Consider the following 15,829-nt stretch of genomic DNA (forward strand, 5'->3'; position numbering starts at 1 on the left):
TCACGCCACATTTCGCGCGGACTGCTCCCGCACCAGCGCCGCGACCGCGTCGAGGGTCGGGTTCTCGTACAGGTCCTCGGGCGACAGATCGACGCCGTAGCGGTCCTCGACATCGATCAGCAGGGCCACCGCGAGCGCGGAATCGATGCCGAGACGATCGAAGTCGGCGGCCGGACCGATCGTCTCGACCGGGACCTCGAGCAGATTCGCCAGGTACTCCCGGCACCAGCTGACGATGGCTTCTTGACTGTTATCCATGATGGACCTCTCAGGAGTGCAATACGCTTGTCAGGCAACGCGTTTGGCGGATATGCGGGCCTGCGACGGCAGTTTCAGCTCCCAGGCCAGCCCGCAGGCGGCCAGCGCTCGAATCAGCCAGTACCCGGGGTCGAGTCGATACCAGTCCAGCCCGAACGACGGCGACTCCGGGAAGGCGTGGTGATTGTTGTGCCAGGATTCGCCGAGCGTCACCAGTGCGAAGATGCCGCCATTGTGGCTGTTCTCACGGGATTCGTACGGCCGGGTGCCGAACATGTGCAGGAACGAATTGATCGCCCACACAATGTGTTCGAGCAGGAAGATCCGCACGAAACCGCCCCACAGCAGACCGCTCACCGCACCGGTCCAACTCATCGAGAGCACACCGCCCAGCACCGCGGGCACCAGCAGTCCGAGCGCGACCCAGTAGTAGTAGAGCCGGGCGACGCGCACCAGTCGGCGATCTTTGATCAGGTCGGGCGCGTAGTGCACGATATTGGGGTATTCGTGGCGGCGCATCCACAGGAAGTGCGAGTGCGCCAGGCCGCGCACCGCACCCCGGACACCGCCCCCGGAGAGGTTGGGCGAGTGCGGATCTCCCTCACGATCACTGTATTCGTGGTGGCGGCGATGCAGCGCGACCCAGGACAGCACCCCGCCCTGCCCGGCCATCGAACCCAGTACCGCCAGCACGACCGCCACCCACGGGGCCGCCTTGAAGGTGCGATGGGTGAACAACCGGTGATATCCGACCGTCACGCCGAGCCCGGTGACGAGCCACATCACGAATAACAGGGCCACTTCCAGCGCGCCCAGCGGCCGCACCAGCAGGAACGCCAGGGCCGCCACGGTGCCGATAATCGGCAGCACATCGAAGAGCAGGAAGTGCCGGCGCTGCAATCGGTGAATATAGGGACTACTGATGGTCTTTCGGCGCGGCGTGGGCTGCGCGTTGTCGAGCGCGTCCGAAAAGCGCTCGGCGGACAGTGAATTGTCCTCGGTCATTGCACCCGTCCAAACCCTCAGGAGTACCGGACACTTGTCCATCCAGCGAACGATCCGAAGGTAACAGCGCGCTCGACCGCCGCACCGGCTTCGTTCCCCGGTCCGATCGCGGCATCGGAATCATTGATCGCGCGACCGCGCGGCGCGCGCGAGCATCTCTTCGCCCAGACCGCCCAGATCTTTCGGCATTCGCGCACGCGGCTGGAGTCGGGGGATCTGGTGCTGCCCGACGGCTCGCTCCCGCTGGGCTCATTCGGTCAGGAGGCGCGTCAGCGGGCACAGCCCCATTCAGCCACGGCGGCGGGCCGCCAATGGCGCGCCCGCCCCGTGCAGCAGCACACTGCCGAGGACGGTGAAAACCAGTGTCAGCAGCACGAACTCGGCCGGTTCGCCGGTGAGGCCGTTGAAGGCGAGCAGGCCGAAGACGATCGAGGTGGTGCCGCGCGGACCGAGCAGACCCAGCCGGAGTCGGTCCCGCCAGGACCAGTCGGAGCCCAGCATGGCCAAGTAGGTGGGCAGAATGCGCACCACGGTCAATGCGGCGAGTGCGAAAAGCACTGCGCGCAAGTTGTTCTCACCGGTCAGCGCGTAGACCGCGACACTGCCGAAGACGAACCACATGGCCATGGTCAGCAGGAAGCCGATATCGTCGATCAACTCCAATTCGCGGTGGAAGCCCGCGGTACGCCGGAAGTAGTTGAGGGCCAAGCCAGAGACGAAAGCCGCGACGAAGCCATTTCCGCCCGCGGCGACCGCGAGCGCATAGGACAGGATCGGCGCGGCCACCAACGCCATCCGCTTGGACTGATGGTTCATGAGATCGCGCTGCTCGGCGGCATCGGTCGCCGCCGCGAGCACCCACCCCACCGCCGAGCCGACCAGAATCGCCTTCACCGCCGAGGGCACCGCATCGCCGAGCGCATCCATCGGGGTGGTGGCGCGTGAGGCATCGCCCGCCAGCGCCAGCGCGAAAATGAAGATCGGCGAGACGATTCCGTCGTTGTAGCCGCCCTCCACATTGAGCACATCGCGCACCCGCGGCGGAATCCCCCGGTCCCGCAGAATGAAGGCCGCGGGTGCGAAATCGATCGGCACCACCACGCAGGCAATAACCAGCAATACCGCCCAGGAGAGTCCGGGCAGCAGCCACGCCCCGAACAGCACCGACAATCCCAGCCCCAGCGGCAGGGCGATGAACAGCATTCGGAACACCGCTCGCGGCTGCGGCCCGAATAGGCCGCCGCGCACCTCGGTGGCATCGACGAAGAGCAGTACCGCCAGCACGATCTCGGCCGCATGCTGGGCGATTCGGGTATTGAGCGTCTCGCCGATGGTGTTGCGCGTCCCGATCCCCGCCGCGATCCCCGCGAGCACCACCGCGACCGGCGCGGTGATCTGCCACCGCTCCAATCGCGCCGCCAGCAACGACCACGCGGCGACCACGCCCGCGATAGCGATCAGCGCCTGAGTCACCCGCGCATCCTCCCAGACGCACCGGCATTTTCCTGGCAACCGGGACAGTCAGGGGTGCGCGCGCAGCCAGAGTCGACTGGCGTTGTCCTCGATGGTGCTGAGCAGAAGTCCGTTCGGGAGTTCGGTGAGCTGGGCGCGCGCGGCGGGCACGGGTAGCGGCAGATCTTGCCAGTCGGTGCAGTCCGGACGCACCGACAGCAGGTGTACCGCACCGTCGAGGCGTACCACCGCGAACGTACGAGCGTCCCGCACCAGCACCTTCAAGGTGTCGATGGTGGTCGCGGCGGGCCCGGGAATCGCCGCCGCCGTATCGCTCGGCCAACAGAGCACCGTCGGAGCCGCGAGGGTGGATTGCCCGAAGACGGTGCAGCGGGCGGGATTGCAGCCGACCTGCGTGGCGAGCGCGGCTGTACCGGGCATAGCGATTCGCTGCCAGGCGCTCCCATCGCGCGAGGTCCACTCCAGCGGCAACTGGGTACCGTCACGCTGCGTCTCCCCGACAATCACGAACCCGGCCGGACCGGTGGTGATCGCGGACGCACCCGTCAACTCTCCCGCCCCGGAGGATAGCGCCGGATCATCCACCCGCCGTTGCCAATTCGCACCATCGGCGGAAACCCAGACGGCGACCCCGTACCGCCCGTCCGCCCCGTCCCACCCGCCGATCAGCAGGTCGGTTCCACCCAGCGAGGCCGCCGCCGTCACCGCGATCGAATGCGGCCCGCCGAACAATTCGAACACCTGCGGATACTCGACCAACTTGGTGCTGTCACCACTCCAGACCGTCATCCGCGGATTCCCATGCGACCCACCGAAAGCCCGCCCGAGCACCACCGTCCGATCCCCCACCCCGGCCGAAATCAACTCCGCCAGCGACCCATAGGGACTGCGCGGCTCCACCGCGACCGCACGCCAATGACTTCCATCGCTCGAAGTCCACGCCGCGGGTGCCCGATCCTCCCCGGAGGGCACCGACCCGAGCGCCAACACCCCGTCGCGCACCGGCACCAACTCGACCACCCGGGCGCCGGACGCCGGTAACGCCAGCTCTTTCCACTCCGAATCCGTTGTGCCCCGGGCACATCCCGCGATCAGTGCCAGCACCGACAACAGCACGAGCGACCACCTCATCAGCCCACTGTCGCAGATCGACCGTGGAACCGCCGCTTATCCACCCGTCTTCGTCATACCGACGCGTCGAGTTCAGCCCCGGACACTGTACGAGCGGCCGCCCACGCCCGGCACGCGACAACGAAATCGTCACGCCGTCATGGTGAATCGTGAACTGATCGACAATCGAAGTCATACCGACCATGCTGCGGGGTTGACCCTGCCTCAGGGGCAACCCCGCGGATCGATCAGCGGAGAGCGGCGCGAGCGCCCGCGGCTTCCAGTTTGATGCGGGCCGATTCGGCCGCGTCCTTGGAGACCGCCTCCAGCACCGGCTTGGGGGCGGACTCGACCAGATCCTTGGCCTCCTTGAGGCCGAGGCCGGGGATGATTTCGCGCATCGCCTTGATCACCTGGATCTTCTTATCGCCGAAGGATTCCAGGATGAGATCGAATTCGCTTTGCTCATCGGCGGTTTCGACCTCGACCGGGGTGCCGTCGATGGGCGCCGGGGCATAGGTCGCGGCGGCGGTGACGCCGAATTCGTCTTCGAAGGCCCTGACGAACGTCGAGAGTTCCAGCAGCGTCATACCTTTGAAGACGTCGAGCAGTTCGTCATTGGTCATCTTGGCCATGATGGACCCCCTTGAAGCGCTGACCAGGAGATACATCCATCATATGCGCGGATGCCACCCGCTGGCGATCAGTTTTGCGGGGCGGCCAGTGCGGTGAGGTAGTCGCGTTCGGCGGCGGTGAGCGGGCGTGGCGCGCCGTCGGCTATCGCGACGAGCGTGGAAGTCGCTGTGAGATAATGGGATTCGGCATCGCGGACCTCATGTCGCAGGGTGAAGGATGAGGTGCCGATGCGGTCCAGCACGGTGCGGACCGTAACCGGTTCGCGACGGAACACCAGCGGTGTGCGGTAGGTGAGTCGCTGCCCCGCGACCACGACCCGCCAAGGGCCGTCGGGTGATTCGCACCCGGCGAGCAGCTCGGTGCGGGCCTCGTCCAGGTACTGCGCGAAGACCACATTGTTCACATGCTGGAGCGCGTCCATATCGGTGCGGCGCAGTTGGATGTCATAGGAGTGCATCAGGCGCTCAGTTCCTCGAGCATGCGGCGTTCGGCGTCGTCGAGTTTGCGGGAGCGCTGCGCCTCGCGGTCGAAGGCGACCATGGTGCAGGTCGCGGCCGAATAGACGATGTCGTCATCGCGGATCTCCTGCGTCAGGGTGAACGATGAGCTACCCACCTTGGTCACCCAGGTCTCCACCCGCACCGGCTCCGAGCGATACCGCAGCGGCGTCAGATAGTCGATATCCATCTGCGCGACCACGCACGACCCGCGGAACCCCCGCTCGCGGAATACGTCGATGCGGGTTTCCTCCAGGTAGCGCAGGTGTTCGGCATTGTGCACATGACCGTCCGCGTCCATATCGGACCAGCGCAGGGGGCACAGGAACTGGTGTCTAGCCACCCGGCATTCATACCAAGCCGCACTTCGGGCGCTCTGACCAGCAGTCGATGGCCGGATTTGCAAGAGCCGTGGCATTGACGCCATGCGGGTGCCGAACGCAGGCTGAGAGGTATGCGGGTGGTGCTGATGGTGGTCTACGACGGATTCCAACTCGTGGATCTGGCGGCTGCACCGGCCGGGCGGTCAGAGCCAGCACCCCGATGGCCGCCGCTCCGCCCAGGCGCAATTCGCTGCGCGCACTCCAGGTTTGGCTGGAGGAGAACCTCGCCGAGGACCTGTCCCTGCCAGCCCTGGCCGAGCACGTAGGGATGAGCACCCGGCATTTCTCCCGGGTCTTCGCCATCGAGACCGGCACCACCCCCGCCCGCTATGTCGAACAGGTCCGCATCGGCGCGGCACGTCGCCTGCTGGAGAACACCGATCAGCCCATGGACCGGGTCGCGGCCGCCGTCGCACTCGGCAGTCCGGAGACCCTCTACCGAATCTTCCACCACCACCTGGGCATTCCGCCGGGCGAGTATCGCGCGCGCTTCACCCGCGTTTGAATCGGCACCGAAAGTGAGAGTCCCCCAGGACCTTCCAGATCGCCATAGTGCTGTACCCGGGCATGACCGTGCTCGATGCCATCGGACCCGATGAGGTGCTGCGGTCGCTGCCCGACAGCGAATTGCGGTTCGTATCGAATGAAGTCGGACCGATCGTTTCGGACTCCGGTGTTCTCGTGCTCGGTGCGACGCACACCTTCGCCGAGACGCCCGCCCCCGATCTGGTGCTGATCGGCGGCTCCGAGGCCGCCACCACCGAGGCCATGGCCAATCGCGAACTCATCGACTGGTTGCGCCGCGTGCATCCGAATACCCGGTGGACCACCTCGGTCTGCACCGGTTCACTGGTGCTGGCCGCCGCCGATATCCTGAGGGGACATCCGGCCACCACGCACTGGTCGGCGCAGCCCATGCTGGCCGCCTTCGGCGCGGAGTCCCGTCCGCACGACCGCATCGTGCGCAGCGGCGAGATCGTCACGGCGGCGGGAGTCTCGGCCGGAATCGATCTGGGTCTGTGGCTGGTCGGCGAGATCGCGGGCACCGAGGCGGCGCAGATGACCCAGTTGGGTATCGAATACGATCCGCATCCGCCGTTCGACACCGGGCATCCGGACAAGGCACCGGCCGAACTGCTGCGCAAGACCCGCCTGGAGATGACGAAACGTGCTGCCCGGCCGCGTATTCCACTCGATCTGGCGAGCGCCTTCTGGCATCTGACCCTGAATCGGGTGCGCGAACGCGCAACCGCACGACGCTGATGTGCCGTAGCGTCGAAGTGTGAGCGAGTTGCTCGACGACAATTTCTTCGCCGACCCGCACGAGTACTACCGGCGTTGGCGCGCACACGGTCCGGTGCGTCGGGTCGACTTCGGAGACGGCCTGGATCGCTGGCTCATCCTCGGCTACGAGCAGGGGCGCGCCGCGCTGGCGGATCCGCGGCTGCGCAAGGACATCGCCTACTTCAACGCGGTGCTGGCGCGCAAACGCGGTGTGGCACGGGTGAATCCGCGGCCGCAGGAGGTGCTGCGGCATATGCTCAACTCCGATCCGCCCGATCACACGCGGCTGCGCAAGGCCGTCGCGCGGGCGTTCACCGCACGGCAGGTGGCGCGACTGCAACCGATCATCGAGCGGACCACGGCCGAACTCCTGGACGCCATGGACGAATCCGATCGGGTCGACCTGCTCGAATCCTTCGCGGTACCACTGCCGGTCACGGTCATCTGCCATCTCCTGGGTGTCGCCATCGAGGATCATGACACCTTCCGCGCATGGACCCGAGCGATGGTGGGGACCGCCGATTCGGCGACCGACCGCGCCCGGGCGCACGACGATATGGTGCGATTCCTACGGGATACGGTGCGCGACAAACAGGCCGATCCGGGCGATGATCTGCTCTCGCTACTCGTCACCGATACCGACGCCGACCTCGATGAGCAGGAGTTGGTCGGTATGGCCCTGCTGCTCCTGGTCGCCGGGCATGAGACCACCGTGAACCTCATCGGCAATGGCATGCTCGCTCTGCTCCGCGACCGCCCCTGGCTGGACCGGCTCCGCGCCGATCCGGAGCTCATCCCCGACGCCGTCGAGGAGTTCCTGCGCTTCGACGGCCCCGTCAACCTCGCCACCCCGCGCTTCACCGTGGAGCCGATCACGATCGGCGACACCGTGATTCCGGCCGGGGAGGTCGTGTACGTGGCGCTCTCGGCGGGCAATCATGATCCCGCGCACTATCCCGACCCGGACCACCTCGACCTCACCGCCGACCGCGACTCCCACCTGGCCTTCGGACACGGCGTCCACTTCTGCGTCGGCGCACCCCTGGCCCGTCTCGAGGCGCGCACGGCATTCGCCGGTCTTTTGCACCGATTTCCCGATATCGAACTTGCCGTGGCCGAATCCGATCTGCACCGGTACCCGAACCCCATTATCCGCGGCCTCACCGACCTGCCGGTTCGCTTGGGAAGAACCGAATCCATCCGGAACCCCGTCGGCTCCGAAGATAGATAGCCATCGGTTCGCGGCACGCCGAGCTTCCGCTCATACCGGGGGGGCTGGCACAGTCGTGGCAGTCTTCCCCATGCTCCGACGACCGTGAGCATCGACAGATCAGGGAGGGTTTCATGGCAAAAATGGGTAGGCGAAAGCGCTCGCGACTCAATACGCAGGCGTTCCTGGCAAGTGGTGGAGTCTCCAAGAAGCAACGCGAGGCCGCCGAAGCCGACAGCACCGCCGCGGCGGCCGCCGACGCACCGAGTGTCGCAGCGCCCAAGGCGAAGACGGCCGCCAAGGCCGAGGCGAAACCCGCCGCACAACCCACCGGCGACCTCGATATCGCCGCACTCGCCGACCGGGTCAAGGCCCGCCGCCGCGAAATGGGCTGGACCCAGGGCGATGTCGCCAAGAAGGGCGGACCGGCCGCGGGCATGATCAGCCAGATCGAACGCAGCCTGGTCGAATCCCCCGCCGCGGAGGTCCTCGCCAAACTCGACGCCGGTTTGGATTGGCCCGCCGATACCGCCGCCGCCATCCTCGCGGGCCGCGTCGCCGTCGACGCGTGACCGCGCAGCGTCCGGCCGTTCCGCTCGACCGGAACGGCCGTGTCGCTCAATCCCCTTGCGGGTGCCCGTGGCGCAGCTCGCCGAGAATGGTGAGCGTCGGAATGCGGCCCGCCTCGGTGTGACTGAGCATGGCGTACTCGGCCAGGCGTTCGTCCCCGGAGGTGATGGCCGCGATCAGGTGCCGATGATCGTCGAGTTGTTCGGCCACATCGCGCTCGGTGGTGATTAAGAACAGCCACGCCACGCTCGGGCGTCAATGTGGTGGATGCGGACGGTGCCCGCTCCATCTACCGAAACGAGCAGCTCGGACTCGACGGATTCGACGATGCCGCAAGGTTTCTCGACTGGGCCCGGGCGCGTGACTCCGATCTCGTACACGGTGCGCTACCGCCGTGCCGGATCGAAACGCTGAGCGAAGACCTCATGCGGCGCACTGCGAAACTCGCCGCCGAATCCGGGGTGCCGGTGCGCCTGCACGCATTGCAGGGTTTGCTCGAACGGCGGCTCATCCTGGACAGCTTCGGCGTGCCACCGCTGCAGGTATTGGCGCGGATCGGCCTACTGGGGCCGAAACTGCTTATCCCGCATGGAATCTACGTCAACTCGAAGCCCTTGGTCGCAGCGGATACCGAGGCCGATATCGCCACCCTGGCAGCCTCGGGGACCACCGTCATCCACTGCCCGCTCACCATAGCCAGACACGGCGCGGCACTCGACAGCTTCGAGCGCTACCGCGCCGCCGGAGTGCCCCTCGCCCTCAGCACCGACTCGTTCCCACCCCGGGCGCAGCCGCCGACCTGGTCGCCTTCCGACTCGACGACCCCCTCGACGGCGTCCTGGACGATCCGATCCGCACCCTCTGTATGAACAGCACGGCCCGCGCGACCACCTTCAGCATGATCGCGCGGGACGCATGTTCCTGTGCGACGGTCAGGTGCCGGGCATCGATCTACCCGCCATGACCCGCCGCGCCCAGACGCTCTTCGACCGTATGAAAGCCGCCTACGCCGAGCGGGACTATCTACGCCGCGATTGTTGTTCGCCGAATCGGGCTGTGCGGAGGCCACATTCGCGGTGACGGAGGTGACGGAGACGGCCGCGACGGCAACAGCCGCGGTCGCGACAATGGAACGGAATTTCATCAGGAGACTTTCTTCGGGTTATCCGGAATGGGGCTGCTCGAACTTGCCGAGCATTTGCCCGGTGCCGGCATGTGCCTTGAATTCACGCGCTGTCAATCCACGATCACCGAGAGTGACGCACACCGCCAATGTTGCATCGGATCTCCAAAAAACGCAGTTCACAACGCAATTCGAGGAAACCGTCGAGAGATCGGCATACCCTCACCGCCGATGAACGCCGCAATCTGCGGGCCGGATGTCATCACGGCGCCGTGCATACCGCCTCGCTGGGCGGGCATTCATACCTCTAGTCGGCGTGATTCCCCGGCTCGACATCGTCGAATCGGCCCGTGGCGAGGGCGGATTCGCGGTGCCGGTCGGGGAAGCCGGGGCCGAGGCGGGCGGAGATGTCGGCGTGGTGCAGGGGTTCGCGGCAGTGCGCGCAGACGACCTCGGCGTGGGTGTCGTGGTCACAGGTGTTGTGGTGCAGGACGACCGGGGGGCCGTCGGGGGCCAGGTAACGGTCGCCCCAGCGCATCATGGCGGCGATGACGGGGAAGAAATCTCGCCCCTGATCGGTGAGCAGGTATTCCGAGCGGGGCGGGCGGTCCTGGTATTGCACGCGTTCGAGCAGACCCTCCTCGACCAGGCGGGTCAGGCGCTGGGTGAGCACATTGCGGCTCAGGCCGAGGATGCGCTCGAATTCGTCGAAACGCTTTGCGCCGTAGAAGGCTTCGCGTAGCACGAGCGGGGTCCACCAGTCGCCGATGAGATCCACCGTGCGGGCCACGGTGCACGGCCAGGTGGCGAACGTCGTGCGTTTCATGCGTCCACGGTATCCAAGCGGGCCGGGACGTACTTATGCCACGGGGTTCCGACCCATTCGTCGCGGGAATCGAATTCGGTGAGTTCATTGGGGGCCGCGCCGGTGGTGACCTGTGCGCCGGTGGCATCGGTGACCGAGAGGCCGAAGCCGTTCGGGAGGGACAGGTGGCCGGGGCGCATCCGGTCGGTGGGCTCCACCGGGACCTCGACACTGCCGCGCCGGGTGGTCACCCGGACCAGATCGCCCGCGGCGAGGCCCAACTGATCGGCATCGGCCAGGCTCAGGCGCAGGGTGCCGCCGCTATCGCGCTTGCGCCAGAGGGGATCTCGCACAATGGTGTTGGCCGTGAAGGCACGACGTTCCCCGGCGGAGAGCACGAACGGCCACTGACCGGCATCGGCGTCCGGTTCGGGCAGCGCGGCGACGACTCGGAGCAGTTCGGCAATGCTCAACTGGACTTTGTTGTCGCGCAGTCGGTTCCAGGTCTCGTCGTAGTCGTCCTCGGTGATGACGATGCCGTGCCTTCCGGTGAGAATGGCTTCGAACAGCCGCTCACCCGCCGCCGAACCCGTTCCATATCCGGCGCGTTCGACACTCTCGGGGAATTTGCGCGCACAGTTGTAGGCCGCCGCCCACAGCATGGCCGCCGCGTCAGCGCCAGCTGGCAGGGTCGGGCCGAGCGTCCGATACAGCAGCACCGGGGCGAGTTTCGCCTTGTTCCGGTCCGCGAGCACACCCAGGAAGGCCATGGCGAAGGCTGCGCGGCCCTGCGCCAATGCCGCACGCAGCGGCCGGTAGTCATCCTCGGTGAGCGCGCCCGACGCCTCCACCAGGCGGGCGTGGATCTCCGGTTCGGCCAGCACACCCTCGGGCGCGGGCAGCACCGGATGGCGCAGGTGGAAGATATTGCGCGGAAAGTCGAAATTGAAGAATGTCGCCTCGTACTTCTCGAATTGTGTTGCGGCGGGCAGTACATAGTCGGCCAGTCGCGCGGTCTCGGTCATGGCCACATCGACCACCACCACCAGCTCCAGGGACTCCAGCGCGGCCCGCATACGCGCCGAATCCGCAAGTGAGTGCACGGGATTGCTACTCTCGACGAACATGGCGCGATAGCGCGCCGGATGATCGGTGAGGATCTCCTCGGTGATCACATTGCACGGAATCAGGCCGCTGATGATCGGCGCGCCCACCACCGGGCTGCGCGGGCCCTCCCCGGCCGGATGTCCGCGATCATGCCCGATGGCGGCCATACCGGTGAAGGCGTACTGGGTGCCGGGCTTGCCGAGATTGCCGGTGAGCAGCCATACCAGCTTCTCCAGATAGCTGACCACCGTCGAGTACCGGTTCATCTGCACGCCGAGGTCTTCCAGTACGGCCACCGACTTCGCCCGCGCCAGCCGATGTGTCGCCGCGACCACCAGGTCGGTGTCCACATCGGCTATGCCGCAGTACTTCTCGATGGGAACGGCGCGCAACACCGCCACGACCTCATCGAGACCCTCGGCATGTTCGGCCAGCCACGCGGTATCGATGAGATTGTCGCGCAGCAGAATCGCGGCCATGGCCGACAGCAGATAGACGTCGGTGCCCGGCCGCAGTTGCAGATGGAAGTCCGCGAGCTCGGCGGTCTCGGTACGCACCGGATCGAGCACGATCATGGCGCGCTCAGGATTCTTCCCGATCTCTTTCAACACCGTGCGGGCGCGCGGAAACCCATGGGACTGATAGGGATTCTTGCCGACGAACAAGGCCACCTCGGCATGCTCCACATCGGCGCGCAGCGGATGCCCGAACATGCGCGCACCCACCCAGAAGTCACCGGTCTTCTCCTGCGCGAGCGCACTCGAGCGGTACTTCATCCCGAAGGCCGCCATGGTGGCGGGCGCGTACGCCCCGCCCAGGTGATTGCCCTGGCTGCCGCCGCCGTAATAGAAGATCGACTCGCCGCCGTAGCGCAATCCAATCTCCTGCATACGCGCGGTGATCTCGGAAATCGCGGTATCCCAGTCGATTTCCTCGAACTCGCCGTCGGTGCGACGCCGCAGCGGTGTGGTCAGCCGATCGGTGCGGCCGTTCTGGTAGTGGTCCAGGCGCAGCGCCTTATTGCAGGTGTAGCCCGCCGAGGCGGGATGCAGTTTATCGCCGCGGATCTTCTCGAAGGACCGGCCGTCCGGCCCGAGCAGCACCTGAATGCCGCAATTGCACTCGCACAGGATGCATGCCGTGGGCTGCCACTCCGTCATTCGCTCAGCGTAGGTGAGTTAGTTCACTTGCGCTACCCACTGGGCGGAAATGGCGCGCCCGCTAGGGAAGCGGGGCGCGGGCCATCAGCGCGAATACGGCCAGGCCCAGTCGGCGACCTCCGGAATGTCCTCGCCGTGTTCGCGAGTCCACGCGCGGGCCGTCCAGCGTGCGTCGACCATCTCCTGCCGCAGCCCGGCGGCCTGGGTACGCAGCCCCGGGACGCGGTCGATGACATCCATGACCAGGTGATAGCGGTCCATATCATTGAGCATCACCATGTCGAAAGGCGTTGTGGTGGTGCCCTTCTCCTTATAGCCGCGCACATGCAGACCCGAGTGGTTCGCGCGCCGGTAGGTGAGGCGGTGGATCAACCACGGATAGCCGTGGAAGGCGAAGATGACCGGGCGGTCGGTAGTGAACATGGTGTCGAAAAGACTGTCCGGGAGACCGTGCGGATGCTCGTCCCGCGGCTGCAGGCGCATCAGATCGACAATATTGATCACTCGAATTCGCAACCGCGGCAGCCGTTCCCGCAGAATGGCGGCGGCCGCGAGGGTCTCCAGTGTGGGCACGTCACCCGCACAGGCGAGTACCACATCGGGGGTAGAGCCGAGCTCGTCGTTATTACCCGCCCACTCCCAGATACCCGCACCCCGCGCGCAGTGCACGGTCGCCTCGTCCACCGAAAGCCAGTCCGCCTGCGGCTGTTTGCCCGCGACGACCACATTCACATAGTGCCGCGATCGCAGACAGTGATCATAGGTCGAGAGCAGCGTATTGGCGTCCGGGGGCAGATAGACGCGCACGATCTCCGGCGACTTGTTCAGCACCACATCCAGGAATCCCGGATCCTGATGGGTGAAGCCATTATGATCCTGCCGCCAAACATGCGACGAAAGCAGGTAATTCAGGCTCGGAATCGGCCGCCGCCACGGTACCGCCGCGCTCGCGTCCAGCCATTTGGCGTGCTGGTTGAACATGGCGTCGACAATGTGGATGAACGCCTCGTAGCAGGTGAAGACGCCGTGCCGCCCGGTGAGCAGATAGCCCTCCAGCAGACCCTCGCACATATGCTCGGACAGCACCTCGATGACCCGGCCCGCGCGATCCAATTTGACGTCGTACTCACCGATCTCGGCCTGCCAGTCGCGGCCGGTGACGGTGAGAATGTCCTGTAATCGGTTGCTGGCCAACTCATCCGGAGCGAAGGTGAGGAAGTTGTCGGGGTTCGCGGCGGTGACATCGCGCAGCCAGGTACCCAGCACCTGCGTCGCCTCATGTTCGGTGCCACCGGGCGTCACGACCTCCACACCGTACTCCCGCCAATCGGGCAGCTTCAGATCGCGCACCAGCATGCCGCCGTTGCTGACCGGATTGGCGCTCATCCGCCGGTCCCCGGTCGGCACCAACCGCAGCAACTCCTCGACCGGCCGCCCCTGCTCGTCGAACAGTTCCTCGGGTCGATAGGACTCGAGCCACTTCTCCAGTACCGCACGATGATTGGCATCGGTACGGGCGGCGGACAACGGCACCTGATGCGCCCGGAAGGTGCCCTCGACCGGTTCACCGTCGACTATCGGCGGACAGGTCCAGCCCTTGGGCGTGCGCAGCACGATCATCGGCCAGCTGGGCCGCGTGGTGTCACCGGCGCGCGCGAGCTGCTGAATCTCGGCAATGCGATCCAGGCAGCGATCCATCGCGGTGGCCATATCCTGATGCACCGCCGCCGGATCACTCCCGGAGACGATGATCGGGTCGTAGCCGTACCCGTTGAACAGCGACACCAGCTCCGACTCCGGAATGCGCGCCAGCACGGTCGGATTCGCGATCTTGTACTGGTTCAGTGCCAGGATCGGCAGCACCGCGCCGTCGCGCGCCGGGTTGATGAACTTGTTGGCATGCCAGCTCCCCGCCAGCGGACCCGTCTCGGCCTCACCGTCGCCGACCACGCAGAAGACCGTCAGCTTCGGATTGTCCAGCGCCGCACCGAAAGCGTGCAGCAGCGAATAACCGAGTTCACCGCCCTCATGGAATGAACCCGGGGTCTCGGGGGCGCAGTGACTGGGCACACCACCCGGGAAGGAGAACTGCGCGAACAGTGCCCGCATACCGTCGGCGTCCCGCGAAATATTGCCGTACAGCTCGGAGTAGGTGCCCTCCAGCCAGGCGCAGGCGTTGGGGCCGGGACCACCGTGACCGGGACCTGCGACGAAAACCGCATCGAGATCACGCGCCAGAATGGCCCGATTGGCATGCACCCACACCAGATTCAATCCCGGCACGGTGCCGAAGTGGCCGAGCAATCGCGGCTTGATCTGCTCGGGTTCCAGGGGTGTGCGCAGCAGCGGATTGGCCATCAAATAGATCTGCCCGACCGCCAGATAATTCGCGGCTCGCCACCAGGCGTCGACGGTGCTCAACTCATCGCGGTCGAGCGGCCCGGGACTCGCATCGAGCCGGTAGGGCTTCGGAGCGACGGTCCGCCCGCCGGCTCCGCCGAGATTATCGGCCGAGGTGTCATCATTCGCGCTGGTCAACTGCGTCATGCACCGAGCTCCTCACGCTTGCGGCGTGCCTGTACGGACAATTCGGGCGAAGATTCCAAGCACAGGCTACCCGCTCGAAGTGGCGTCAATCGGCACCGAGCGCCGAGCGCCCGGTGAATGCCAGTAGTCGCCGGTGGGCGGGGGCGGCAGCGGGCACGGAGACGTCCGGACCGAACATGCCCGGCTGCCGGAAGGCGTCGAAATCCATGCCGCGCATGATCTCCAGGAGTTCGGCGGCTGCCCGCTGATCGATGAGATCCTCGTGACCGGCGGCGACCGCGAGATCGATGCCGTGGACCAGGACCTCGGTCAGATGGATGAGAGCCGCGGTGGTGCCGGGCACCGTGCCGAAGCCGAGGCGCACATTCGTGGCCAGCGCGTCCGGCCGCTGCCAGGCGGCGCGGTCGAGGGCTGCCGCGGTGCGATAGGCGACGTGGTGATCGGTTGTCAGCCAATCGGATTCGTGTTCACCACCCGCGTCGATCCCGGTCAGTTCGGCGGCGAAGATGCGCATACCGCCCACCAGGTGGTTGAGTTCGGTTCGGACATCCCACCCCGCACAGGGCGTGCGGGCGGAGAGTGCGGCCACGGGGATCGAGTCCACTATGCCGCCGGTCGTGGTGATTGCCGCGTCGATGCGGTCGATGAGCGTGATCATGTT

At 66.2% G+C, this 15,829-nt stretch carries 17 protein-coding genes; 5 read left to right on the forward strand and 12 right to left on the reverse strand.

Going from position 1 to position 15,829, the window contains the following annotated elements; translation table 11 throughout:
- The 7 genes from OHB26_RS35805 to OHB26_RS35835 form a co-directional block, all read right to left on the reverse strand.
- Positions 1-258, reverse strand: coding sequence for an acyl carrier protein (locus OHB26_RS35805; protein WP_330181681.1), 258 nt, complete (start codon positions 256-258; stop codon positions 1-3).
- A 30-nt stretch (positions 259-288) separates the two neighbouring features.
- Positions 289-1,263 carry an acyl-CoA desaturase gene (locus OHB26_RS35810; RefSeq protein WP_330181682.1) on the reverse strand — a complete coding sequence of 325 codons (975 nt, stop codon included), beginning with the start codon at positions 1,261-1,263 and terminating at the stop codon, positions 289-291.
- Between the two features lie 288 nt (positions 1,264-1,551).
- A complete protein-coding gene (locus OHB26_RS35815) occupies positions 1,552-2,736 on the reverse strand; it encodes a cation:proton antiporter (RefSeq protein ID WP_330181683.1) in 1,185 nt (394 codons plus the stop codon).
- 48 nt (positions 2,737-2,784) lie between these two features.
- Positions 2,785-3,867: a hypothetical protein gene (locus OHB26_RS35820; RefSeq protein WP_330181684.1), complete on the reverse strand. Its 1,083-nt coding sequence runs from the start codon at positions 3,865-3,867 to the stop codon at positions 2,785-2,787.
- A 227-nt stretch (positions 3,868-4,094) separates the two neighbouring features.
- Positions 4,095-4,481, reverse strand: coding sequence for a 50S ribosomal protein L7/L12 (gene rplL, locus OHB26_RS35825; RefSeq protein ID WP_330181685.1), 387 nt, complete (start codon positions 4,479-4,481; stop codon positions 4,095-4,097).
- A 68-nt stretch (positions 4,482-4,549) separates the two neighbouring features.
- Entirely contained in the window at positions 4,550-4,939 is a 390-nt protein-coding gene (locus OHB26_RS35830; RefSeq protein WP_330181686.1) for an acyl-CoA thioesterase, read from the reverse strand.
- Positions 4,939-5,322 carry an acyl-CoA thioesterase gene (locus OHB26_RS35835; protein ID WP_330181687.1) on the reverse strand — a complete coding sequence of 128 codons (384 nt, stop codon included), beginning with the start codon at positions 5,320-5,322 and terminating at the stop codon, positions 4,939-4,941. The genes OHB26_RS35830 and OHB26_RS35835 overlap by 1 nt, the downstream gene beginning before the upstream one ends.
- A 200-nt stretch (positions 5,323-5,522) precedes the next feature.
- Here OHB26_RS35835 and OHB26_RS35840 point away from each other — a divergent pair, with 200 nt between their 5' ends.
- From OHB26_RS35840 to OHB26_RS35855, 4 genes are all read left to right on the forward strand, one after another.
- On the forward strand, positions 5,523-5,867 hold the full coding sequence (locus tag OHB26_RS35840) for a helix-turn-helix domain-containing protein (protein WP_330181688.1): 345 nt from the start codon (positions 5,523-5,525) through the stop codon (positions 5,865-5,867).
- A gap of 38 nt (positions 5,868-5,905) precedes the next feature.
- A complete protein-coding gene (locus OHB26_RS35845) occupies positions 5,906-6,625 on the forward strand; it encodes a DJ-1/PfpI family protein (RefSeq protein ID WP_330185879.1) in 720 nt (239 codons plus the stop codon).
- A gap of 19 nt (positions 6,626-6,644) precedes the next feature.
- On the forward strand, positions 6,645-7,877 hold the full coding sequence (locus OHB26_RS35850) for a cytochrome P450 family protein (protein ID WP_330181689.1): 1,233 nt from the start codon (positions 6,645-6,647) through the stop codon (positions 7,875-7,877).
- Between the two features lie 113 nt (positions 7,878-7,990).
- Positions 7,991-8,428 carry a helix-turn-helix domain-containing protein gene (locus OHB26_RS35855; protein WP_330181690.1) on the forward strand — a complete coding sequence of 146 codons (438 nt, stop codon included), beginning with the start codon at positions 7,991-7,993 and terminating at the stop codon, positions 8,426-8,428.
- Positions 8,429-8,474: 46 nt separating this feature from the next.
- Here OHB26_RS35855 and OHB26_RS35860 read toward each other — a convergent pair whose 3' ends face one another.
- On the reverse strand, positions 8,475-8,672 hold the full coding sequence (locus OHB26_RS35860; protein ID WP_330181691.1) for a hypothetical protein: 198 nt from the start codon (positions 8,670-8,672) through the stop codon (positions 8,475-8,477).
- A 14-nt stretch (positions 8,673-8,686) separates the two neighbouring features.
- Here OHB26_RS35860 and OHB26_RS35865 point away from each other — a divergent pair, with 14 nt between their 5' ends.
- A complete protein-coding gene (locus tag OHB26_RS35865) occupies positions 8,687-9,295 on the forward strand; it encodes an amidohydrolase family protein (protein WP_330181692.1) in 609 nt (202 codons plus the stop codon).
- 561 nt (positions 9,296-9,856) lie between these two features.
- Here the strand turns inward: OHB26_RS35865 and OHB26_RS35870 are convergent.
- From OHB26_RS35870 to OHB26_RS35885, 4 genes are all read right to left on the reverse strand, one after another.
- Positions 9,857-10,375: a winged helix-turn-helix transcriptional regulator gene (locus OHB26_RS35870; RefSeq protein ID WP_330181693.1), complete on the reverse strand. Its 519-nt coding sequence runs from the start codon at positions 10,373-10,375 to the stop codon at positions 9,857-9,859.
- Complete coding sequence (locus OHB26_RS35875; RefSeq protein WP_330181694.1) at positions 10,372-12,621, reverse strand: molybdopterin-dependent oxidoreductase; 2,250 nt, start codon at positions 12,619-12,621, stop codon at positions 10,372-10,374. The genes OHB26_RS35870 and OHB26_RS35875 overlap by 4 nt, the downstream gene beginning before the upstream one ends.
- 84 nt (positions 12,622-12,705) lie before the next feature.
- Complete coding sequence (locus OHB26_RS35880; RefSeq protein WP_330181695.1) at positions 12,706-15,168, reverse strand: phosphoketolase family protein; 2,463 nt, start codon at positions 15,166-15,168, stop codon at positions 12,706-12,708.
- An 85-nt stretch (positions 15,169-15,253) separates the two neighbouring features.
- The gene (locus OHB26_RS35885) at positions 15,254-15,826 is read right to left on the reverse strand and encodes a TIGR03086 family metal-binding protein (protein ID WP_330181696.1); all 573 of its coding nucleotides are present in this window, start codon (positions 15,824-15,826) and stop codon (positions 15,254-15,256) included.
- Positions 15,827-15,829 lie beyond the last annotated feature (3 nt).

Origin of the sequence: Nocardia sp. NBC_01503 (assembly GCF_036327755.1) — a bacterium.
In the GTDB taxonomy this organism is placed as follows: Bacteria; Actinomycetota; Actinomycetes; order Mycobacteriales; family Mycobacteriaceae; genus Nocardia.

Bases quoted from the DNA above. Each gene is read 5' to 3' on its own strand.
- OHB26_RS35805 (WP_330181681.1), bottom strand. From the start codon at position 258: ATGGATAACAGTCAAGAAGCCATCGTCAGCTGGTGCCGGGAGTACCTG.
- OHB26_RS35810 (WP_330181682.1), bottom strand. From the start codon at position 1,263: ATGACCGAGGACAATTCACTGTCCGCCGAGCGCTTTTCGGACGCGCTC.
- OHB26_RS35820 (WP_330181684.1), bottom strand. From the start codon at position 3,867: ATGAGGTGGTCGCTCGTGCTGTTGTCGGTGCTGGCACTGATCGCGGGA.
- rplL (WP_330181685.1), bottom strand. From the start codon at position 4,481: ATGGCCAAGATGACCAATGACGAACTGCTCGACGTCTTCAAAGGTATG.
- OHB26_RS35830 (WP_330181686.1), bottom strand. From the start codon at position 4,939: ATGCACTCCTATGACATCCAACTGCGCCGCACCGATATGGACGCGCTC.
- OHB26_RS35840 (WP_330181688.1), top strand. From the start codon at position 5,523: ATGGCCGCCGCTCCGCCCAGGCGCAATTCGCTGCGCGCACTCCAGGTT.
- OHB26_RS35855 (WP_330181690.1), top strand. From the start codon at position 7,991: ATGGCAAAAATGGGTAGGCGAAAGCGCTCGCGACTCAATACGCAGGCG.
- OHB26_RS35870 (WP_330181693.1), bottom strand. From the start codon at position 10,375: ATGAAACGCACGACGTTCGCCACCTGGCCGTGCACCGTGGCCCGCACG.
- OHB26_RS35875 (WP_330181694.1), bottom strand. From the start codon at position 12,621: ATGACGGAGTGGCAGCCCACGGCATGCATCCTGTGCGAGTGCAATTGC.
- OHB26_RS35880 (WP_330181695.1), bottom strand. From the start codon at position 15,168: ATGACGCAGTTGACCAGCGCGAATGATGACACCTCGGCCGATAATCTC.
- OHB26_RS35885 (WP_330181696.1), bottom strand. From the start codon at position 15,826: ATGATCACGCTCATCGACCGCATCGACGCGGCAATCACCACGACCGGC.